This window comes from Acinetobacter sp. 243_ASPC, from assembly GCF_001054715.1.
GTDB lineage: Bacteria > Pseudomonadota > Gammaproteobacteria > Pseudomonadales > Moraxellaceae > Acinetobacter > Acinetobacter soli.
In genome coordinates this window covers 1-21,123 of sequence record NZ_JVOR01000085.1, presented here as the reverse complement: position 1 = coordinate 21,123, position 21,123 = coordinate 1, and the positions used below count along the sequence as shown (strand labels likewise).

Sequence of the window (21,123 nt, the reverse complement as noted above, 5' to 3'; positions counted from 1 at the left end):
TAACTTTTCCGTTGTGATAGAAGGCCATCAATCCACCAATAGCCTGTTCTATCCTTCGACCAATAAAAAGAGAGCCTCGCTTTTCCCGATATGCTCTCCACAGCATAAGCTCTTTATGACTTAGGTTTCGTTCGGCTTCTTCAAGTGTTCTTCCGCCGATTCCACAGGTAACGAGCTCGAAGAGGAGTTCATATCGCTCGAGCTCTTCTTCTGAGACTTTCCCATAAAGTTGTTAATCTCATCAGCCAATTTATACAGAGCATTAATAAAACTTGGCTCAGAGTCATAAACAGCTTCGAGATTATCAAAAAACGGCGTCCCGGCACTATCTACACAGATGGTTCCGCATAAATGTGAGGCTTGCAGTCGATCCGCATCAACTGATTTGAGCTCGGATGCCTCAATATCTTTCTCATTAATTTTCCAATGAAATGATTTTGAAGCGTCTCGTGCTGCCTTAAAGCTGAGTTTTTTGATATAAACCTCAGCCTTGATATCAACAACATCACCGATTTGAACATCAGGATCGCCCGAAGTTTCACGAAGAAAATCTAAATTATCTTCATTTGCAGCCTGCTGCCAGATCAACTCACGGCGAATGGCAGCACCAATTTTAGTTACACGCTTAAGATCCTTAATATTTTTCATATGTCACCTTAAGGAGTAATCGTACGGATGGTTTCTTGCACTGAAGAACGACGTTTCAGTGGGAATGAGTAACCTACATGCTGGCCCTTTTCAAATGTTGGAGCTGCACGTTTGAGATAGCCGTCAAATTCCCACCAAGTACGGGTTGTCGGTAATGTAACTGTTCCACTTGTTACTGTAGGCGGGGCTGCACTGTGAGATGAACCAAGGTACCAATGAACTGTTTTTTTTGGTACCGTTTTTGAGAGTTCAAGAATTTCAAGATGTGAAGAATTTTCATCATCAAAATCTACAGCCAATGAACCTTCACCTGGTGTAACCATACCTGCTTCAGTGTCGCCTTCTTCTTGATCAAGGCAAGTCACTTCAATATCTTCTTCACTGTCTTGACCAAGATCGATTGTCTTCGCACAAATAACAGGAACAATATTAGTACCATCAAAATAATACAGCTGAGTTTTTTGAACTTTAATACGCGCCATGAGCTTGCTCCTCATTTTTTTTGGCAATAAAAAAGGCGCACAAGGCGCCATTAATTGGGTTTTTTAAGCTTCAATCAACCAGCTACAAGTAAAAGTACCTCTGTATACACCTGGTATGATTGAACCGATATTCGGAAAGTTTTGGATAATCGAGTGATGCTTGAGTACGTTCCGCACAGCTTTAAAAACAGTGTCTCTTTCCTGCTCTGATTGGGCATACACATCAATCTGAACTTCAATGCTGTCATCCACTGCAGGTACATCTACATTATCAATTGCATAGCCTGAAACGATGGTCCAGACCACATAAGGCAACTTAACACCTTCACTGGCTTGATCTCTGTAGACGCGCAGAACACCATCACCCGACTTTAGCAGAGCAGTTACACTCGATGCGCTGTTCAGAATAGTTCGAATTGGAATCATCAGACTTTATTTAACTCCTCTTCAATGCCTGCTTTGAAAACACTCGTGAATGTATCAGTTACAGATTCAATATTGTTATTCATCGCTGGGCGTAAGAACGGAATTGCTCTTGAATGATCAGTACCGAGTTCTACAAACCACCAGTACCAAGTATCGCCACCTGGATTATCCTTGCTGCCGAGTGTCTTGTAACTTTTTCCAGCTCTCCCCGCTCTGACATTTTCTTTTGAAGAAACATAATGTCTTGCACCGCCACGGACACCTACCTTCATCACAATTTCACTTGAATTTCTGACTCGACCTGCGCGAACCATAATATTTTTAGAAATCTGTTCAGAAGTTTCTGGATCATCAATCAATCTGGAATTGCTGACAGCAGCCTTTTTGACAATATTCATTGCCTTTCTTGCTGCTTTAGATGCCAGCCTTTTTGCTATCTTGGGACTGGCCAGACGTTCAAGCTTTTCAGCAACATCATCAACCCCACTCAAATGTGCTATTGATTCCATTCCTTTAAACCCTCACTGAGTTCAATGGTGATATACGTCTTGCGATTAAACAAATCTCGCTTTGGCATGCCATTGATTTGGTAATAAACTCCCGCAAAGATGATGCGCATATCGCTGGTAATCGTTGCCGAAATACTACTAAAACGAACTACTGCACGTGCTTGAAGTGATGAGCCGATGGATTGTGCTTGTATGCTATCCCGTGTTGATAGATCCTGAACGTCTGACCATAAAGTACAGTGATCAATCCAACCTCTTATAAGATATTCAGGATTACTATCATCCTGCGTTTCAACATACTTCTGAACAGTGATGCGATGTTTTAACTTTCCGAACTCCATGCATCACCCCACATTCAAAAATCGATGCCGATTCCATGCCCACAATGTAGATTTCGGCAACTTCTCCATATTTCCAGTGGCTTCCGGATTTTCATGCCAGTAGCCAATCAGTGTGAGAGCACCTTGAACAATTGACGGCGATGCATGGATACCATTTACAACTTCATCCGGTATTGAAGCACCAAGTTCAAATAATTTTCGATTTGTCACTTCTTCAAAAGTTGATAATGCAGCATCGATCAATAATTGAAGATCATCGTCCTCATCATCTGCATCAATTTTCAATCGGGCTTTGACTTGGCTGAGTGTCAGTATTGGCATTAGCTTTCACCTTACGCTTAGATACAGTTTTTTGCTCAGGCTCAGGCTCAGGCTCAGGCTCAGGCTGTTGCGAATTGATTAGAGGGTCAATGTTTTCAGATTTAATTTCTTTGTGCGTTGCTACGCCTAAGATATCAACAGCAACTACGGCAATACGATCATCAACATCATGTTCGCCCGGTTCAATTTCTATCACCTTGTTGCCGTTTTCTATCGCAATTTTGAATGTTTCATTCACGTAAATAATTGGTGGCATGAGAATCAATCCTTCCATTAAAAAAGCCCCGAGATTATCAGGGCTTTTGTATTGGTTAAGCGGCTTTAAGCGTTAGCACCTTGATTGCATTGCTATCAGTTAGCAAGCCACCCACACGCTTAGTTGTGTAAAACTCGATGTAAGGCTTCGCAGAATACGGATCGCGTAAAGTACGAACACCCATACGGTCTACAACTGCATAACCACGCTTGAAGTTTCCGAACATAACTGCATTTGCATCTGCAGCGACATCTGGCATGTCTTCATTTTCAGCGATTCCATAACCCAATAAGCGTGATGGTTCATCTTCTTGAAGACCTGGTTGCCACAAGTAGTTACCTTCAGAATCTTTGAATTTACGCACTTTGGCTACCGTTAGACCATTCATCATGAATTTAGCACCACGGCGGTAGCCTTTTTTCAATCCATAAATCAAATCAAGAATGTCATCTGCATCAAAATTACCAGCCTGTCCAGACAAAAATTGCTGAAGTGTTCCGAATTGGCGTGTTTTATCATCAGTAGTGGCTAAGTTGTGTGCCAAGATACCTTTTGGCTTTTTCACACCATTACCGAGCAAGAACGCATTGCCTTCCTGTTCTGAAAATTCTCGAGCAACTTCTTCTGCAAGCCAGTTTTCAACATTGAAGAACACATCATCCAAAGCCGTCTGTGTTGATTTTGGCTTGGCATAAATTTCGCCCATGGTTGCAATAATTTCTGCAAGCTTTGGTGAATTGGTTTCAGGTCGATCATCTGTTTCACCAACCCAACCCGAGCTGGCTCCACCTAAATTGACCAACTTTTTATAGCCATTTGCACTGATGATGATAGATCCACACTCTTCGCGCATTGGACTTTCATCGTGTAAGAGCTGAATGATATTTTTGTCGAGCTCTTCAGGTGCTGCAAAACCACCATCAGCATCGACACCTACCTGAACAGCCTTTTGTTGTAACTCGGCTAACCCTTCGTCTACACCCTTGCGAATAAACTGAGAGTAGGCAGCTTTGTGTTCATCGATATCTTTGCCACTGGTTGCACCTGGTCGTTTAGCTTGCTTAAGCTCCTTTTCAAGCTCAGTTTTGAGCTTATCAAGTTCACCCAATTTTTCGTTGAGTTTGTCTACCTCACCAGACAATTTACTTTTTTCGGCCTTAATGCCTTCAAGCTCTTTGTCATTTTTCTTTTTGAAGTCTTCAAAAGTCCCCTTGAGGTCTGCTGCAACTTCTTCGATGTCTTTCTTTTCAATAGGCATTGTCATGCACCTTCTGTAAAAATGGATTTTAGGTCTTTAAAGGATTGAAGCGCGTCATTAGTCTGCTCAGTATTTCTTTGAGAACTAATTGCACCGTAGCCTTTCGCCATAAAGGCTTTGGCTTGAGGGAGAGAAAAACCAGCCTCTCTTAAGGCCCGTTCAACTTCAATTTCAGAAGGGATTTCCCCTCGATCTAACGCTGATTTCACTTCTGAAACTCGCGCCTCATCATTTGCGGGAAATGTCACAATCGATACTTCCCACAAATCAATGTCTGTTAATTTGTAAACACCCAGTTGTTTGTCATATTCGTAATCACGCAGGATGAAACCAATTGACATTCCACCAATGGATTTTGCTTTTAGATGTGCATGAGCACGGCGGGCCAAAGGGTCATCTTCAATAAGAAAACGGCCTCTTACAAAGAGGCCTTTTTCGTCTTCTTTCATCTCGGTGTAGGGACCTAGAGGTTCATCAGATTTGTGTTGCCAGAGCATCACAGGTAAACGTCCCTTTTTAGACCACTCTTCTAATGTGCGCTTGAACGCACCAGGCATTACCACATCACCGTAACTGTCTTCTACTCCAAATACAGATGCATATCCTTCAAACTCGCCTGTGTCAGATACAGATTTGATTTCAAAAGGTACATTAAGACGCTTTATCTGCATCATCATTCTCCTCAGGTTTTGTTGTCATATTCATTGGAGTCAAATAAATGTCTCCACCATCACGTGGATTAAGGTCCTCAAGCTCACGGCAGTCATTAGGGCTTAAGAAACCCCATTGAATGCCTTTCCCATATGCTTCATAGCGAGTTTTTAAGTCGCCACGCAGTAAGGCCCCAGCATTAAACTTGGCATAGTGCGTTTTTCGGTCTTCTTCATTTAAAAGACCTACTCGGATTCTTGATTCGATTCGAGTCATGTAAGGCACAAGCGAATAGTTCACAAATGACATGCCCATATGCTCGATGTTGTTCAGAGTCATTTTGTCCATTGCAGCAACAAGATGCGGTGGTACACGAAACAAGCCGCAGATTTCAGCCTTTTGATATTCACGAGTTTCTAAAAATTGAGAGTCTTCTAAATTCAAAGCAGTCGGCTTCCATTTCAGGCCCTGCTCTAAAATCATTGGTTTATATGTGTTGGCCAATCCCGTGTAGTTTTCGGTGAATTCATCTTTCAAACGATTGAAAGCAACATCCGAAAGACTTTCATCGGTTTCAAGAACACCAGAAGTGACGGCCCCATTTTTGAATAACTTCGAGCCATGCTCTTCAGTATCCAAGCCGAGCGAGATACTCTTTCGCGCAAATGCGATAGGATTCAAGCCATTCAATCCATCTAAGGTGAACAGACGTACATGCCAAATTTCATTCTGCGAGAGTGTCTTTAAACCACCATTTTTGAAATTGACCTGATACTCAACTTCCCAATTGTCATTGAGTTTTGGCGTAACGGATGCTGGATCAAGTGGTAGTAACTCGACAACCTGACCGAGTGCATACACTTTGTAAGCATAGAAATTTCCACGCAAACAGAGACAGACCATTAAAAGCTCCCAAAACTCTTGAGGCGTCATGTAGTCATTTGGAGCCAGAGTTAACAAGTCATAAAGCTTATGATTTATTGCTGCTTCTTTCGTATTGCCCGTCTGTTTATACAATCGACAAGGCAGCATGCCCATCGATTCAGATAAAACCCGCACACATGAAAATACAATAGCAAGTTGCATTGCACGGATCGGCGTTACTGGTTGCCCGGTGCCGGTGACAAATTCAGCTCCAAAAATTCTTGCCAATTCGTCTGGGCTAGAAATGATTTGGGGAGTTGACTTGAAACCAAGTAACTCCCCAATTTTTGATTTTAGATTCATTACAATCTTCTAACCCCGTGTTTCTCCAAATGATCAGATAAGGATTCTTCTTTAATCGTACTGGTTAATGCCAAAACTCGACTAACCCCCATCATGCAGGCAACTGCACCATCAATCTTTTTGAAGGACTTTTCTTTGTCCGGAAACTCAGTATCGTTTTTTCCAGTTTTTGAAATCACATTGCCGAACATCCAAGACAGTATTGGATGCCCATCATGGTGAAATCGTCCTGCAGCAATTGCCGCTTCCATTTCCTTCATCGCTGGTGAAAAAGTCTTGGTATTTTTTGGGATCTTGATGGAGGTATAACCAGCTTCATCAATCTGTTTAGATATTTGAAATCCACCCCATTCATCGTATGGAACCTCTTGAACCTTGAGACTTTCAGCATCTGAAGTAATATCCTCAGCAATTTCGTTCAAATCGTTTTCATATCCATCACAAACCGTTAAAAGATCTTGGTTAAGCCATTTCTGATAACGCTCAATTACCTGCTTCTCATCTCCGTTATAGACAGTGTCGTAAGGTAAATAGAACCGCGGTGCAATTGAGTAATAATGAATTTTTCCGTCGATGATCCTGTAAAACAGGTTGATACGTGCTGCGATATCGATCTTTGAAGATAAGTCGACGCAGATCAAACATGCATCATTTATGAAATCTTCAATTTTCAAACTTGTGTCTTTGCATTTATTCCACTGTTCCATGTTGAAAAATGCAGATTTTGCAGAAACCCAAACATTTAAATGCTTAGTTTTAAATGCATTTTGCTTTGCAGCGTTTTGAATTGCTCGACGCTGCTGTGAAATTAGATAGTCCTCATAAACCGAGACATCATAATTTGGGTTCGCTTTTACTAAAACTTTGGGATCAGTCCAATCATCACCCTCATCAATGGTCCATATCCATCCAAAAAGCTCATCATCAGGTACCGTGCCTAAAAGCATTTCTTGAACACGGATGCGCAAGTCATAGCATGGGCCCTCAATGTTGAAGCCTGCGGTCGTAATCGTAAAAATCAGAGGTTGACGGCGCGCACCCATTCCTGTTTGCATCGTGTCATACAGTCTCGCATCAGGATGTTCATGGTATTCGTCTACGATTGCACAATGTGGTGATTGGCCATCTGGTGGATCACCGATAAGCGGTTCAAACAAAGAGCCATCGGTTGGTATTTCTAAGCTACCTGCATTTACCAATATTCCAGCTGCTTCAATTAAATCTGGTGATCTGTTCACCATCAAACGCGCAGGCTTAAAGACTTCCCATGCTTGTTTTTCTGTAGTGGCACCTGAATAAACTTCTGAGCCGAACTCTCCATCATTGGCAAACATATTAAGTGCAACGCCAGCTGCAATTGCTGACTTACCGTTTTTCCGTGGCACTTCCCAATAGCTTTCACGGAAGCGTCGATAACCGTCTTTTTTACGCACCCAACCAAACGTGACAGCAAGCCCGAACTTCTGCCAATCTTCCAACTTAATTTTGAGTCGTTTTAGTGCCCATTCACCTTTTGTGTGTGGCAATAATTCAACAAAAAGTATCTTTTTTTCAGCTAATTTGGGCTCAAATTTGTATGGATAATCTCGTTTTTTTGAGTTTTTTAAATCATTAATGTGCCTTTCGCACGCCAATTTAACCCATTTACATGCTGGGACTTTTCCTGAGATAACAGATCGCGCCCATTTGTTGGCAGCGTCAACATTTGGGTAGCTGTTAGCCATTTAAATCCTCACATATCTAAAACTCCTGCAAATGAATTGCCTTTTTTCTTTTGGCCACCGCCTGTTAAACGTGCTCGAGAAGAAGGATCAAGTCCAAGCAATGAACCTAACGTCGCCATTTGCCGAACAGCTTCATTCATCGCAGTTAGAGCTGGATTCTTTACCGGTCCACCTTGAGATCCGGCAACAACGATACCGTGCAAAGCTACTTCTTTCTGAGCTTTACGCCAGTTTTCATATGCAAGACAGAATCCTTCTACATTGTGCATATCAGTGATTCTGAGAATCTTATTTTTGAGAAGTTCTGGAACAATTGATTTCCAGATCATCGGTGCATATTCCAAACTTTCCATGTAATCGGGGACATCAATATTTGTCACCTCTGAAAACTCTGGAACATGATTATTAAGGGGACGTTTACCAGGATTGCCATTAGCGCGTTTTGTTTCCTGCGGCTTAGGCTTGCGTCCGCGTCCCGGAACAGATGCTATTCCACCCATAATGTCAATCCACTAAATTTTTAATTTCGCGTGCGTAAAAATTTGACTTGGAGGGCGGTCATTTAGGCAAAAAGCTTGAACTTTTTACCCTCCCCCTACCTTGTAAAAAATTTTTGCACTACTTTTGTGCGATTTTTTTACTGTCTTCATTGGCTGTTTTTTCGTGATGACACGGCGAGCATAGGCTTTGCAGGTTGCTTAGCTCATCAGTGCCGCCTGCATGCTTTGGAATGATGTGATCCACATCGGTAGCTTCAACAACCAAGCCAGCTTGAGCACACTTAACACATAGAAACTCATCACGGCGCAGGGCTTGCAAGCGCAGCTTACGCCAGTCATGGCCATAGCCTCTTGCAGTAGTTGATCCGTTACGCTGTGGTCTATTGTTCCAGTTACTACGCTTATCTGCGTGCTCATCACAGAATCCTTTTTGATGCTGTGATGACACTAGATTCGGGCAACCAAACTCTCGGCACGGTCTTGCCATAGTTAATCATCCAAAGATTGATACTGCTCCCGATCCTCATCATCACTCAATAAGCAAAGAAGCTCTTGAATCTGAGTTGATTGATTAAGATTGGCTTGGATCAGTTTGTTGATTGTTTCGAGCAGCGCGTTTTGGTTTAGCGTTGCCTGTGTCATTTGTTTCTGTGCCTGACGATTCTGTTGCTGCATCAGCTTCATCATCTGGCTGTTTTGTTGAAGTACCTGAGAGAGCTGCAATTGCTCTATGGATTGAACTGATTGATTCTTTTGCTCGCTCATTTAACCATTGCCTCCGCTTTTCACAGCCTTGGCAGTCGATAAACTTCATAGTGATTACCTCGTCTGAGAATAAAAAAACCCATCAATTCAATTGATGGGCTATAAAAAAAATAGGATGAGTTTTAAAAAATTGCTATTAGTTTAGACCTACCATTGTGGCTAACTTAATAACCGACTCTAAACCAGATACAGCTGCTGGCAACAAGGATATATAAGCAGATACTTTATCTTTGTTGGGTGTGCCAGATTCAACTTCTTCTGCTAATTTACTTACGGCTTTTGTTGTTAAAGCTTGATCTACAGGATCTAAGTCCAAATCAAGAATGTCTGATTTAATCTTACCAATTGCCTCTTTGTATTCATAACTTGAATAACTATTGGTAGAATTATCAGTACTATGCTGGTAAACCCTTGCATTACCAGAAGCGTGGATAGTATTGATTGTTGATGATTTAGATGGATCGGGAATTGCTTTTACATTAACAACCGTCATTTGATAGTGTGCAGGAATGCCGTGAAAATTACTGCAATAATTGGGTTCAAGTACTTTAAACTTTTCAATAATACCGCTTGGCAATTTACGTTCAACAAAGTAACCAATATCGACCTTGAAATCAGCGTTAAGAGTATGTACTGCTTTTCCACCTTGTACACTTGCTTTTATTTTTTCTTTTACTAAATTTCCTTCTTCATCATAAACTGAAACAATATCAGTCATTAGGTCATCAAATGGCATGATCAATCCTTATAATTTATTTATGAGTATTCATTATACAACTAACTAAAAAAATTATTGTGAGTATCAGTCTAAAGATATAAAAAGTCCCACCAATCGCAGGACATATTTTTTAAGTTAATTCAATTTTTTAGATAAACATCCAATGCTTTTTCTAAATTGGATATGTCGTTTACACCATGCCCTTTAAGAAGACCCTTGTGATAAATCAGATATCTGGTGTCATCTCTATCCAAATGATGATAGTAGAAAGAATTTTCACTAATTTTTCCTATTGCAACATCAATTCCAGATTCATTAATAGTATTTAAATCTGTTGGTGTGATGCCAACTTCATTAAAGTGTAAATCATAGGAACCATTGTCTTGTCTGGTTGTCTCTAATCGAACTAATTTCATAAATTATCTCTATGGTTAATTTAGCTCAATAATGCGTCTATTCTAAAAAAATTGCAACACCAAACAAAATATAAGTTATTGATTTTTATAACAGTGTTATAGACCTTTAGGCTTCCCACACTTTCTACATTCTTTATGAATAAACATGAATGCAGAAAACTTAACGCCACAGCTTTTTTAACAGTACTGTGGCCTACCGCTACTCACTTACTTATAAAACCACTGGATGGGCACAGTATTTTACGTTCAGCTTTCAACTAAATTTATGGTGGGGCATCACTCCCAATCTATTCGTTTTTCCTGCATATCCCATCCATGCTCGATGAACTGCATGGGTTGTACATTCTTTCGTGATGTCCAAACGTGATTGATCAAACAGGCTTTAGCTAATTATCAATCTTAAGATGCTGGGTTTAATATTTATAACCTCCAGAAACGCAAAAAGCCCACGATTAGGTGAGCTTTAATAGCTTGGTCATATTACTTAATAGTACGACCAGTATATTGAAAATATACATCTATTTACGTTTAAACGAAATAGGCAGATTGTAAAAACTTTCTCATCAATTTTTTAAACGTTTGCGGTACTTCTCTACCGCCGTTTCGATCTCCCAGCGCGCGCTGTAAATTGCAAGTTGCATCTGCTTCTCGTACTTGATCCACGACATTCTGTAAGCATCATATGACAAACGCCCTTCCCCAATACCGGCAAAATACAACCGGCCTTTAGCAGTAAAGTTAGATTCCAGATTCTCATCTAATGCAAACTCCAAAACCATACGCGCCATTAACAAACTAAGATCTTTCAACGGAATGTTTTTCGGGTCGCTTTTGCGATCCTTCTTTACCTGGTCCAGCATGATGTTTGAAAGCTTATCTATCAAATAATCATATGACTGTTTATCTTTATGGCCCCAAACTAATAATGCCGCAAGACATTTTGCTTGTTCAGTTTGAATGTGAGTGAATGCCCCGCAACGATCTTCCCATGTGATCGGCTTTAAATTAGTGTCTTGAGTACACTGTTCTAGATTTGCTGTCTTTGCACGCATCTGCGCACCAAGCCATTCGATATTAGAAACTGGATTCTGCTTTAACTCTTGATTCATCGAACAGCCCGCCTTATTTAAAAAATTTGCATGAATATTGAGTTCCCTTAACCCAATACACATCATGTGTTTTACATACTTGAATGGTGTTCCATCCATTTATCAGACCTGCTGCCAATGCAAAAACAACAAAGACCAACACCCACAACCAATTATTATTTTGTCTTCTCATACATGGCCTCACATTTTGATTACGCATAAATCAAGCAAACCACCTTTAACAACCGGTCTGGCATGAACTATCAGGCTTTTTACTTGTGAGTCATCCCCAATCAAACCGCACTTGGTTAAAGCATCAAGACAAGGTTTTACGATGTTATCGATATCACGTACCTTGTTATCCGGCATGTGATAGTTAATCTCCACTCGCACATCACCACCGTAGTTGAGGGGTTGAACAAATCGTTTGATTACCTCGACAAAATGATTTGCACGCTTACTCAGTCGCTTGCATGCCTTACCAGAATCAAGCCAATAGTTGTTGATTGACGGCGGTACGATTTGAATACTGCAGTTAAGTATTTCACCCCCTGAACATTCAAATGTTTTGCCCTTAACCAAGAATGAAGGCACTGCGGGCATATGATCTTTTTTAACTGATTTCTTACTGTCTTTTTTATCAAAACTATGGCGATACGTTCCCCATTTTGGCTGTTGCATTATTTCACCCCTATTGGATTCTTATTGTTTAAGAACATTTGATTAACTGGCCCGATGTACCCGCACCATTCAAAGATTTCATCCCAGTAGTACCAATAGCCGTCATTGTCCTTCCAGTAAGTACCCTCGTTGTCTGTATGTGTTGTGCCATTTGGGATCATACTTCACCGCCCTTGAGTGCTTTTGATAAAGACTTAAATGTTCGAATCATAGCCATTTGTAAAAATTCATGATTACCGCGCATGTCCTCCTCCACATACCGCAAAGCATGTTGAGTATCTTTTATGGCTGCATCCACCCGCGCCTGCAACTCATCAATCCGCTTTTGATTTTTATCTGCACGTGCCTTCTGTTTTAGAAACTCATTTGCTTTTGCATATGCATTGAATTGTTCCTGAGTTGCCTCATCATCAAGAATCTTGTCTAAAGCAATGTTGTAATCATCCAAGTAGTCAGCAATTTTAGTTTCTGTTTTATCCTCAAAAACTTCACCATCTTCACGTTTTGACTTGGCAATTTTAATTTGCTGGTTCAAAACAAATTGAATCTGCATTAACTTACAGAGGTATGAAGCTGAAGCATTGTGATAGCCAGTGTTTGATAGCGCTTGTTTCTGATTTTCTTGGTTAAGTTCATCAATCCGCTTTTGCTGTTCTTGCCATGCCCAATCAAACCAGACTTTTTTTCCATCAATATGAGTAAATCCACAAATTAGACATGCGTGATCAAAACCGTGTTTACACTTAACCATTGCTCACCTCACACACAGCATTTAACTGATTCGAGAACTTATTAATTCCTTTCAATTGGCTCAAAACTTCAGGCGGACACGGCACAGTTTTTCGAGTAAATGAGATAGTTTTAGGCTTTTCAGGCTTTACCCACATTTCTTGTGTTTTGCCCTTCTTTTGCGCTCTAGCAAGATAATCTTGATAGATATCTTTAAATGCGTAATGCGCAGCCTTTTGCCCTTCGTTGTCCAGAATGTGTTTCACTTCATCAAAAGCAGCCTTTGCCAACGTAGTCATCGGTAGAGAACTGTCATTGATAAAATTTAAAGCTTTTGCCCAAGCCTGATCAGCAGTCCACCAATCACCCGCCTGAACACACCATGAACGAAACTCTGGCAGTTTCGGGCACCACTTCTCAGTATTCATGCGCTGAATACCGCGCTTAAGCTCAACTGGTGAAATACCATCAAGAACTGTGCATGCAAGCTGTGTAAGCTCATCATTCGACAAATGGCCATAGAGCTTTTGAAAATCAGCACCGTGAATCATTTCAATGCGTGAAAGAACCATTTCAGCAACTTCAACCGGGAATGAAACAGTGAAGGCGTCTTGGAAAACTTGAATATTGCTCATGCATGCTCTCCTGTTACATCGCGCATTTCTGACGCTTGTGGCTGTGAGTTACCAAAACGGCGTTGGTAAGGCTGATTTGTTTGCTGTGGTTGTGAAGAACGATTCTGTTCGTTGAAATACCATTGCGCTTCAAACGCTGCCCATGGCTTTTGACGATTCAAACAAAACTCAATCGCTTGTACGAAATTGAGATTTGCTTTCTCGATCTGTTTTGCAAGAAGTGAAAAAGCACGTTCGGTGCTTACACCGCCTTTGGCTTTACGAACTTGCATGAACTCAGTAGCGAGTTTTTCAGAAACGCCGTTTTCAATGAGTGCGTTTTTAAAATCAAACTTCTCTGATTTTTGACTCTCTGATTTTTTAGATTCAGGTTGTTCAGCCGAATCTTTTTTATTTATTTTTTTATTACTTTGAGAGTTGTTTTTGATAGTGATACTTTGTGTGTTAAAAATTTTTACTAGCAGCGGTAAAATATTTTTACTAGCGTGGTTAAAATTTTTAACTAGCAGTGGTAAATATTTTTTACTACTCGACTTTGATTCATCTAGTAAAAATTCTTTACTAGGGAACTTTAAGACACAACCAATTGAGGTTTCATTTCCGAGTTTAAAAGTGTTCCCATGGATCGTACTTTGCTCTTCCATAACAAGACCAACTTTGATCAATTCCTTAAGACATTTCACAATTGTTGGACGGCTTTTACCTGTGATTTCTTCAAACTGAGTTAAAGAAATTGAATCCATTTCTTTGTTCCAGCCGCGTGTCTTGCGACAGATCACAAGGTAAATTTTGCAAGCTGAATCAGATATTTTGTCTAAAACTTCATCAACAAAGGCATTTGGCACTTGGAATGAGTTAGGGATAAATTTGCTCATTCAGTCACCTTTGACCGCTTTGAATTGAATTACCCAAACCCACGGGTTTGACTCATGTGCCATTTCCCCATAAACATCATTCCATAGCTGGAAATATTCATGGCGTGGGCAATTCATTGTTTTGTGCGCAATGCCTTCAGCCAAGGCATCCTCTACTGAAATATCATTTAAACGTTCTACCCGAATGTTTGTTATTTCAAGCAAAATGCGTGATGCCCAGCGTGGCATGTGGATTGATGGTTTCCACTTAACTGGAAAGCCCTTACCATTGCAGTCGTAATATGCCATTTCAACTGGATTATCAGCTTTGTATGTAAGTGATTCATGCGGGGTACCGCCAAGACTTCTAATTTTTGTGCCAAATGACTCACGAACCCACAACTGATCACCTATTTTCCCAAATGGACATTTGTGGCGTGAGATTGATGAGGGGAAAGGCATTCTGTCATCCATAATCTCATGCATGGTAACTTCTGTAACCTTTGGTTCTGGCTCCATTGTATAAAGAGGCATGACGTTTTTATCGGTCAAAGGCGGTTGCACTCTTAATACACGACGGGTCTGAGTCTTACGACCATCTAAGATCGCTTTGACCATTTCAGCGTTAAATAAAATTGGACGAACTTTCATTTCAAACCCGCCTTTTCAATAGCCGCAGTTAAACGAGTCAAACCAAACGCCGTGATACGTGCCTGAGTAAACACTTTGTCACCATCATCACAAGCGACCACTTTTGAAACCTTATTGATCATGACTTTTTGCTCTACTCGATGCGCATAAGCACACAAACGGCGGTGTCTGCTGTTCTCTCGATACACCCACTGTTTTTTGAGCATGAACTCAATTAATTTTGTCTCCTGAATGCCAATCGTCTTGGCACACTCACGAATGCTGTAGGTGTTTGTAGTATCGGCAATCACGTCTAATGCCTGCGCCTTAGGTTCAAGTACTTTGACTTGTTGCTCTAACTCAATGGCTTTTTTCTCAGACTCCAAAGCGAGTTGCAGAATCTCTAAACGAGATAATTCACGTGGCTGATTTTGCTGAGACTCAAGTTCATACCAACGCTTTACCAAAGCTGCTGTAAATTGAGGGCAAAGTTGTGCAACTACGGTAATGCTATCCAGTTTCCCAGCTTCACCAGAAAAGACATATACACCTGTTGGGCGTGTCGCCGTTTTAATTTCCACAGACTGTGGAGATTCGATAACACCTTTACTTACCAGCGTTTCAATAGTTCTTTTAACGCTGTCATGGCGTGAATGAACAAGCTCTGAAATTTCTAAGCTTGTCATTTGCATTTCGGTGTGATTAAATTTAGCCAACATGTTCATTTGATTTCCTTTTGGTTATCAACGTTAAAAGCCTGACTTCGCGGATCAGGCTTTTTCTGTTTGTAGGGCCGATAAATATTTTCTTGCCTCTGTTTCAATCGCCTTACGAAAGCTGGCAAGTTCTTGTTCAAGTGATTCAACCAGATGCAACGTGTCCGCAAGTTCTGACGGCGTGACCACACCATCTTCTAAAATGTCGTGTACATGCTTATTCATTTGACCGTTACCGATGTTCAAATGAAGTAGTGATTCAAGAACGCTCACTTGATGTTCTTTATCTGTCGCCTGCTTAACCGGTACCAACATCAAACCCAACTTGTGTGCCCAGACCTTAATCACGGCTGGGTTTTGCGTGTAGATCAATGACGCTTCAAATGCCTTGAGACTTGGTAAATGCTGGTCCATGTTTGGATTTGCATAGTTCAATACTGTTTTGTGAGATACGCCCAACACATCTGCCACATCCTTAGGTGTGACGCCCTCAGAGTGATGAATCATTTTGTGCAGCGCGTTTTTTGTTTCTTTTGAAATTTCCATATGTGAATCCTTGATTTTTTTCACGTTTACCGATGCACGGCGTTTTGTGAGAATGGGTTAAGAAACTCGTTTGTGGGGAAGACTTGGTTCACTTTCGAGTAACTTGAAAGCTGCTGCTTCTGGCACTAACTCACCCCATTGATAAACCGCTTGACGAGTTATTTTTAAAATTCGAGCGACTTTAGGGGCATTGAATCGAGCCAAAACATCTGATGTTTTCATCTCAATTCGCATAGAGACTCCGTCAAATAAACTTTATTTTGTCAAGAATAATTGACTTTACAATGATTAGCAAGCTTTACAATTTTAAAGTTAAGCTTTCTTTACTTTTTATATGGCAACAGCCATGAGATGGACATATGAGCACTCTTCAGGAAAGAATGTCTTCGGCAATTAAACACTTTGAATCTACGACTGGAAAAAGATTTAAAAACACTGATCTTGCAAACTATGTAAATGTGACAAGAGCAAATGTTGGCTTATGGATTAATGGTCCAACAAAAGAATTAGAAAGCTCGAGATTATTCAAAGTGGCAGAATATTTGGGCGTTAATCCTCTTTGGCTGGCAGGTGAACGCTCTCCAATGGTGATTAGTAATAGTGGTTTAGATAATAATGTTGATCTTTCGCAAAAAATTAGCCTCGAAGGCCGTCCTGTACCCGTAATTTCATGGGTTGCAGCAGGTTCTTTTTCAGGCATTGAAACCGTATTGCGTGATGCAGAAGTAGATGAACACCTTCCACCAAACAAAGACTGTGGAAAAAATGGCTACGGACTCGTTGTGACTGGCTACTCAATGGCGCCAAAGTTTTACCCAGAAGATAGAATTTATGTAAATCCTGACTTCCAAGTATGCGATCTTAAAACGAATGATCTTGTCATTGTTGCCTGCGCTGGTGATACAGAAGCCACTTTTAAGAAACTAATTGTTGAAGGTTCGGTAAAGTTTCTAGAACCGCTTAACCCTGATTGGCCTGAAAAAATTATTAAGCTGTCTGATGATTGCAAACTTGTTGGCAAAGTAGTTGGTATGTATAGGAAGATATAAAATGAATAGTTCTGAATTAACGATCAATCAAATTATCGATAAAATAAATGAAGCTGCAGATAGTAATAGCCCATTAAATTTAACTTCAGATGAGATAAAAATTCTTTCCAAAGAAATTGGAGATATGGTTTTTATTCCTGTTTTATCTTGGGATCAAGTTTCAAAATTACCAGGGAAAAAAATTGGTAAGACTGAAGAAGATTAACAATTAAAATCACATCTTTAAAATTTTAGTTCCATTAGAGACCCACCTAGCGTGGGTTTTATTTTGTAAATAAAAATCAAATATGCTTAGTAAAATTTACAATTATTAGTAAATATCACTTTACACAAATTCATGTGTAAAGTAATCTTTACCTCACAAACAACAAATCCTCGCCACAACAATAAGCGAGGTTTAACTCAAGTGAGGCAATAACATGTCAAAACAAACTGATGCACCTCAATTCGTTGCTGATCTATCTGGCGGCAACTTCTCTCAGCAGCTTGGTATCGCTATTTCAGAAGTAGCCCAAGGCGTCGTAGCAAACGGCAAAAAGGGAAAAGTCCAAGTGACATTGGATATTTCCCGAATCGGTGAATCGAACCAAGTCAACATTTCTCACACTTTGGCCTATGTGGAACCTACTGCAAAAGGCAAACGTTCAGAAGATACAACCTCAGAAACCCCTATGTATCTCAACACTGATGGCAGCGTAACAATCTTTGCCAACCATACAAGCCAGTTATTCAAAGAGCATGAACGCGCATAAACGGCGCGTTTTAACCCCTCAAATCTATTTTTACAACAAGTAGGACAACTACAATGGAAAACACAGAAGCAAATGCAATCGCGACCTTGAGCACTCCTATCAAGCAACTTGATCGAGGCGATCTGATTGCTATCAACACGGATTATAAAATTGCTGACCTTGAGCAGTTTTTAGGTGGCCGTAATCGTCCACGTGGGTTAATGCAAACATCTTCATTTGAAGACTTTCGCAAATATGTTTTAGACAACACTTTAATCGATCAGAATGCACCTGTGTTCGTGGACCACAAAGGTATGGAAGCACTGGCTATTCTTAATTATTACGATGATGTCTACGATCAAGGCCACTGCGACCATAAAGCCAACCTGAAGCTTGAGCCAACTGTTGTTTGGACAAAGCTGCAAAATTTAAAAGATAAAAAATTATCTCAACGTGACTTTGCTGTTTTCTTAGAAGACTGGATAAGCGTATTAGAAATTACAGATGCTGAAGGTGCAGTGATCGGCGGGAAAGAAGCTCTGTCTGCTGTACGCAACATGCAGGTAGGCGCATCTGTGAAGGTCGAAGCGAATGTAGGCAATTTATCTGAAAGTCGCTCTCGTTTCGAACAAGTTGAAGCACGTTCAAATGAAGCAGCAACACCTGCCTATTTCAAAATCATGGATTCAGCTTACAACGGCCTTGATGAACGCCTGATTGTTTTACGAATCATTGTTAACACAAATGATGAAAAGCCAGTGTTTGCCCTTCAAATTGTTAAAGAAGAATTGATTCTTGATGAAATTGTGCAGGACTTCAAATCCAAAGTGATTGATCTACTACCAGAAAATCCAGTTCATATCGGCACATTCACGGCCTAACAATAAAAAAGCCCCTTCACTTGGACGGCGTAGGGGCTTTCAAAATAAACACTTGCATGTTCATGAGGCGATTATGAAACACAAAATCATTGAGAGTCAAACTAAACCGGTTCTGTATCAGCATCCAACCCAAGCCGAGCAGCGCCTATCTCGCAAACAGGTACTCGTTGCAACAGCAAAAGAATTTCTAATATTCGTGCTTATAGCATTTGTGATATTTGCGGTGATCAATTACTGCATCAACTTGGGCAGTTAAAAAACTTAAAGGGTCTATAAATGTGAAATTATTTGCGCATATTTATGATTTAGATGAAATTATGCGCAAAATTATTCTCAAAAGGCAAAATTATGAAAAAGGTTATGCAGACCTTAACAGGTTTAGGTGGGAATTGTGAAGGCGCAACTATTGCAACATTACTCGGTTTAAGTATCGAAGATATTCCAAATTTTTGGGAAGGTATTGATATAGATCATCCTAATGCACCAGGCACTGGTACGTTGTATCAAGACAATCTTAACTATTTTCTTCGCCAACACGGATATAGGATGTTGAATCTTGGGGTTGACAAGAACCCAACGGAGCAAGATCAAAATTGGGTTATCGAGATCAGCAAGGCAATTGGAACAAAGCATTTAGTGGCTGGTATCTCATCGCGTGGATATATGCATTCTGTGATTTATGAGCATGGTCAACTTTGGCATGATCCACATCCAGATGGTGGTGGAGTCATTCCTTGTCAAATTTGTATGCTTGTGCCGATTTTTGATAAACCACAGGAGAGTGGGAATGATTGATTTAGAACAAGAACGAAAGGCTTTTGAGGAGCAATGGAAGTTTTTGGGTGGTCATTTGCTTTATGTTGAATGGACAACAGACCATATGTACTCACTCTCTGCTACTGCGAATGCTTTAAGTAAAAGTGACAAAATATCTCTTTTTAATACCATAAATACGGCTTGGGGATTATGGGTAGTTCAAGCAAAGCAGAATAAATCCGTCATCGACTCACTTAAGGACCAGCTTGCAAAGATTGAGAGTGGTGAGTTTGTAGTTGTGCCTAAATCAAAACTTGATACATGTTATTGGGATGAAGCTAATAATGAAGTTAGTTATTACGAACTGTTTGACACGCTCGAAGAAGCTAAAAAAGCAGCGGCATATTATAAAGCTACGATCGAAGCAGCGCAGGAGAACAGTCATGAGTAAGATTGATGAATTAATTGAAACTATTATTCAAGATGTTGCTGAGCTTCCAGATCGTTCAAGCCCTGAAGATTGGCCAGAAGCTCTTATTTTGACAGGTGAAGAACTTGAAGAAATTTTAATCCAAAACCTTGCTGATAGCTTTGAATATATTCAAAAAGCTGCTGAAGAAATTTGGTATGACAATGGGATGATTAATCGATCTGAACCGCTTGGTATCAAATTGGACTATTTGAAACGCTGGCTTGTTAAGCAAAATTTCTTAGAGCTAATGAAAATTGAATCTGAACTTTCATACTTATCTGAAGAAGATCTTTTTACAGTATGTTGCGGTGAAGAGACAGAGCAAGATCGATTAGCATCTCCATCGCTCAATGAATTTCTTAATCGAATATTTGATGAAGAATATGAGCCAAAAGAAGATGAAGGAGGTTGATGTGGCAGCAATAGCAAACATTGGGAGTAGCTTTGTGATTGCACTCCCTCCAACGGAAATTTGGCTGACAGATGAAGAGTCTGGCACTAAACAAGGTGTGTACACACACAGTTTGCACTGTGGTGCTGGTGACTCTGAATTGATTAATAGTTTGAAGGAGATACCATGAATAAACGCCCTACTAAAATCGATCGTATGACACCTGAAGAAAAGCTGGTGCATACAAAACAGTTTTGGATCGCGCCGAATGATGCCGTCTTTCCACCCGAAACAATTGCAGTTGTATTTAATGTCTCACTGTCCTGGTTACAGCTAAAAAGATGCACCGGTGATGGTATCCCATACACCAAAGGTGCACGCAAAATTAGCTACCAAAAATCAGATGTGATTGATTATTTTGACCGGCAAAAACTAAACAGTACCTCTATGCAAGCGGCCAATTGAGCCGCTTTAATTTTGTCGTTAGTATGCCAATTCTGTGTATGCGCTGTGTATACCCAAACGTTAAATATCCGTGTATACCTCGTGTATACTTAAAAAATATTTATAGTTATATTTTATTGTTGTCAATTGTTGCTAAAACCAATAAGATATTGATTTAAATAAATTAAATATTGTCTAATGTTGCTTAATATTGTCATTAAATTATGGTAGACTTTGAACTTAAGGGTTCAAGGGTAATGACAGGCAGCGGCATCTTC

The 21,123-nt window shown here is 40.3% G+C and carries 35 protein-coding genes; 10 read left to right on the top strand and 25 right to left on the bottom strand.

Features of this window, described 5'->3' with window-relative positions; translation table 11 throughout:
- Positions 1-120 precede the first annotated feature (120 nt).
- The 25 genes from ADA42_RS09955 to ADA42_RS18040 form a co-directional block, all read right to left on the bottom strand.
- Complete coding sequence (locus tag ADA42_RS09955) at positions 121-648, bottom strand: phage tail assembly chaperone family protein, TAC (RefSeq protein ID WP_048764992.1); 528 nt, start codon at positions 646-648, stop codon at positions 121-123.
- 8 nt (positions 649-656) lie between these two features.
- Positions 657-1,130, bottom strand: a complete 474-nt coding sequence (locus ADA42_RS09950; protein WP_048764989.1) for a phage tail tube protein — start codon at positions 1,128-1,130, stop codon at positions 657-659.
- A gap of 63 nt (positions 1,131-1,193) precedes the next feature.
- Positions 1,194-1,556 (bottom strand): tail completion protein gp17, encoded by a 363-nt coding sequence (gene gp17, locus ADA42_RS09945; protein WP_048764987.1) that lies wholly within the window; start codon positions 1,554-1,556, stop codon positions 1,194-1,196.
- Positions 1,556-2,065 carry an HK97-gp10 family putative phage morphogenesis protein gene (locus ADA42_RS09940; protein ID WP_048764986.1) on the bottom strand — a complete coding sequence of 170 codons (510 nt, stop codon included), beginning with the start codon at positions 2,063-2,065 and terminating at the stop codon, positions 1,556-1,558. The genes gp17 and ADA42_RS09940 overlap by 1 nt, the downstream gene beginning before the upstream one ends.
- Entirely contained in the window at positions 2,053-2,406 is a 354-nt protein-coding gene (locus tag ADA42_RS09935) for a phage head closure protein (protein ID WP_048764984.1), read from the bottom strand. The genes ADA42_RS09940 and ADA42_RS09935 overlap by 13 nt, the downstream gene beginning before the upstream one ends.
- Before the next feature lie 3 nt (positions 2,407-2,409).
- Positions 2,410-2,727, bottom strand: a complete 318-nt coding sequence (locus ADA42_RS09930) for a head-tail connector protein (RefSeq protein WP_048764983.1) — start codon at positions 2,725-2,727, stop codon at positions 2,410-2,412.
- On the bottom strand, positions 2,681-2,983 hold the full coding sequence (locus ADA42_RS09925) for a hypothetical protein (protein WP_048764981.1): 303 nt from the start codon (positions 2,981-2,983) through the stop codon (positions 2,681-2,683). Before ADA42_RS09925 ends, ADA42_RS09930 begins: the two co-directional genes overlap by 47 nt.
- A 55-nt stretch (positions 2,984-3,038) precedes the next feature.
- Complete coding sequence (locus tag ADA42_RS09920) at positions 3,039-4,241, bottom strand: phage major capsid protein (RefSeq protein WP_048764979.1); 1,203 nt, start codon at positions 4,239-4,241, stop codon at positions 3,039-3,041.
- Positions 4,242-4,243: 2 nt separating this feature from the next.
- Positions 4,244-4,912, bottom strand: coding sequence for an HK97 family phage prohead protease (locus tag ADA42_RS09915; RefSeq protein WP_025094332.1), 669 nt, complete (start codon positions 4,910-4,912; stop codon positions 4,244-4,246).
- On the bottom strand, positions 4,893-6,119 hold the full coding sequence (locus ADA42_RS09910) for a phage portal protein (RefSeq protein ID WP_025094333.1): 1,227 nt from the start codon (positions 6,117-6,119) through the stop codon (positions 4,893-4,895). The genes ADA42_RS09915 and ADA42_RS09910 overlap by 20 nt, the downstream gene beginning before the upstream one ends.
- Entirely contained in the window at positions 6,119-7,843 is a 1,725-nt protein-coding gene (locus ADA42_RS09905) for a terminase large subunit (RefSeq protein ID WP_048764977.1), read from the bottom strand. Before ADA42_RS09905 ends, ADA42_RS09910 begins: the two co-directional genes overlap by 1 nt.
- An 8-nt stretch (positions 7,844-7,851) precedes the next feature.
- Positions 7,852-8,343, bottom strand: a complete 492-nt coding sequence (locus ADA42_RS09900; protein ID WP_048764976.1) for a phage terminase small subunit P27 family — start codon at positions 8,341-8,343, stop codon at positions 7,852-7,854.
- 118 nt (positions 8,344-8,461) lie between these two features.
- Positions 8,462-8,830, bottom strand: a complete 369-nt coding sequence (locus ADA42_RS09895) for an HNH endonuclease (RefSeq protein ID WP_048764974.1) — start codon at positions 8,828-8,830, stop codon at positions 8,462-8,464.
- A 2-nt stretch (positions 8,831-8,832) separates the two neighbouring features.
- Positions 8,833-9,108 carry a hypothetical protein gene (locus ADA42_RS09890; RefSeq protein WP_048764973.1) on the bottom strand — a complete coding sequence of 92 codons (276 nt, stop codon included), beginning with the start codon at positions 9,106-9,108 and terminating at the stop codon, positions 8,833-8,835.
- Positions 9,109-9,244: 136 nt separating this feature from the next.
- On the bottom strand, positions 9,245-9,844 hold the full coding sequence (locus tag ADA42_RS09885) for a hypothetical protein (protein WP_048764971.1): 600 nt from the start codon (positions 9,842-9,844) through the stop codon (positions 9,245-9,247).
- A 122-nt stretch (positions 9,845-9,966) separates the two neighbouring features.
- A complete protein-coding gene (locus tag ADA42_RS09880; RefSeq protein ID WP_048764970.1) occupies positions 9,967-10,242 on the bottom strand; it encodes a hypothetical protein in 276 nt (91 codons plus the stop codon).
- Positions 10,243-10,805: 563 nt separating this feature from the next.
- Positions 10,806-11,450 carry a hypothetical protein gene (locus ADA42_RS09875; RefSeq protein WP_241485701.1) on the bottom strand — a complete coding sequence of 215 codons (645 nt, stop codon included), beginning with the start codon at positions 11,448-11,450 and terminating at the stop codon, positions 10,806-10,808.
- 81 nt (positions 11,451-11,531) lie between these two features.
- On the bottom strand, positions 11,532-12,011 hold the full coding sequence (locus ADA42_RS09870) for a RusA family crossover junction endodeoxyribonuclease (RefSeq protein WP_048764967.1): 480 nt from the start codon (positions 12,009-12,011) through the stop codon (positions 11,532-11,534).
- A gap of 157 nt (positions 12,012-12,168) precedes the next feature.
- Entirely contained in the window at positions 12,169-12,762 is a 594-nt protein-coding gene (locus ADA42_RS18585) for a hypothetical protein (RefSeq protein ID WP_048764965.1), read from the bottom strand.
- Positions 12,755-13,375 (bottom strand): hypothetical protein, encoded by a 621-nt coding sequence (locus ADA42_RS09860; protein ID WP_048764963.1) that lies wholly within the window; start codon positions 13,373-13,375, stop codon positions 12,755-12,757. Before ADA42_RS09860 ends, ADA42_RS18585 begins: the two co-directional genes overlap by 8 nt.
- Positions 13,372-14,250, bottom strand: coding sequence for a replication protein (locus tag ADA42_RS18765; protein ID WP_065420498.1), 879 nt, complete (start codon positions 14,248-14,250; stop codon positions 13,372-13,374). Before ADA42_RS18765 ends, ADA42_RS09860 begins: the two co-directional genes overlap by 4 nt.
- Entirely contained in the window at positions 14,251-14,880 is a 630-nt protein-coding gene (locus ADA42_RS09850; RefSeq protein ID WP_048764961.1) for a hypothetical protein, read from the bottom strand.
- Positions 14,877-15,584, bottom strand: a complete 708-nt coding sequence (locus ADA42_RS09845) for a phage antirepressor KilAC domain-containing protein (RefSeq protein WP_048764959.1) — start codon at positions 15,582-15,584, stop codon at positions 14,877-14,879. Before ADA42_RS09845 ends, ADA42_RS09850 begins: the two co-directional genes overlap by 4 nt.
- A gap of 45 nt (positions 15,585-15,629) precedes the next feature.
- A complete protein-coding gene (locus ADA42_RS09840) occupies positions 15,630-16,121 on the bottom strand; it encodes a phage regulatory CII family protein (RefSeq protein ID WP_048764956.1) in 492 nt (163 codons plus the stop codon).
- A gap of 57 nt (positions 16,122-16,178) precedes the next feature.
- The gene (locus ADA42_RS18040; RefSeq protein ID WP_081407827.1) at positions 16,179-16,355 is read right to left on the bottom strand and encodes a Cro/CI family transcriptional regulator; all 177 of its coding nucleotides are present in this window, start codon (positions 16,353-16,355) and stop codon (positions 16,179-16,181) included.
- Positions 16,356-16,480: 125 nt separating this feature from the next.
- Between ADA42_RS18040 and ADA42_RS09835 the strand changes: the two genes are divergently transcribed.
- The 10 genes from ADA42_RS09835 (at position 16,481) to ADA42_RS09790 (ending at position 20,866) form a co-directional block, all read left to right on the top strand.
- Complete coding sequence (locus ADA42_RS09835) at positions 16,481-17,170, top strand: S24 family peptidase (protein WP_048764955.1); 690 nt, start codon at positions 16,481-16,483, stop codon at positions 17,168-17,170.
- Between the two features lies 1 nt (position 17,171).
- Positions 17,172-17,375, top strand: coding sequence for a hypothetical protein (locus tag ADA42_RS09830; RefSeq protein ID WP_048764953.1), 204 nt, complete (start codon positions 17,172-17,174; stop codon positions 17,373-17,375).
- Between the two features lie 214 nt (positions 17,376-17,589).
- Positions 17,590-17,922 (top strand): hypothetical protein, encoded by a 333-nt coding sequence (locus ADA42_RS09825; RefSeq protein WP_025095264.1) that lies wholly within the window; start codon positions 17,590-17,592, stop codon positions 17,920-17,922.
- Between the two features lie 53 nt (positions 17,923-17,975).
- Complete coding sequence (locus tag ADA42_RS09820) at positions 17,976-18,782, top strand: DUF2303 family protein (RefSeq protein ID WP_048764951.1); 807 nt, start codon at positions 17,976-17,978, stop codon at positions 18,780-18,782.
- 73 nt (positions 18,783-18,855) lie between these two features.
- A complete protein-coding gene (locus ADA42_RS09815) occupies positions 18,856-19,038 on the top strand; it encodes a hypothetical protein (RefSeq protein ID WP_048764950.1) in 183 nt (60 codons plus the stop codon).
- A 104-nt stretch (positions 19,039-19,142) separates the two neighbouring features.
- A complete protein-coding gene (locus ADA42_RS09810) occupies positions 19,143-19,577 on the top strand; it encodes a hypothetical protein (protein ID WP_241485700.1) in 435 nt (144 codons plus the stop codon).
- The gene (locus ADA42_RS09805) at positions 19,570-19,989 is read left to right on the top strand and encodes a hypothetical protein (RefSeq protein WP_048764947.1); all 420 of its coding nucleotides are present in this window, start codon (positions 19,570-19,572) and stop codon (positions 19,987-19,989) included. The genes ADA42_RS09810 and ADA42_RS09805 overlap by 8 nt, the downstream gene beginning before the upstream one ends.
- Positions 19,982-20,422, top strand: a complete 441-nt coding sequence (locus ADA42_RS09800; protein ID WP_048764946.1) for a hypothetical protein — start codon at positions 19,982-19,984, stop codon at positions 20,420-20,422. Before ADA42_RS09805 ends, ADA42_RS09800 begins: the two co-directional genes overlap by 8 nt.
- Before the next feature lies 1 nt (position 20,423).
- Entirely contained in the window at positions 20,424-20,591 is a 168-nt protein-coding gene (locus ADA42_RS18490; protein ID WP_161798548.1) for a hypothetical protein, read from the top strand.
- Positions 20,588-20,866: a hypothetical protein gene (locus ADA42_RS09790; protein WP_048764941.1), complete on the top strand. Its 279-nt coding sequence runs from the start codon at positions 20,588-20,590 to the stop codon at positions 20,864-20,866. The genes ADA42_RS18490 and ADA42_RS09790 overlap by 4 nt, the downstream gene beginning before the upstream one ends.
- The last annotated feature ends 257 nt before the right edge of the window (positions 20,867-21,123 follow it).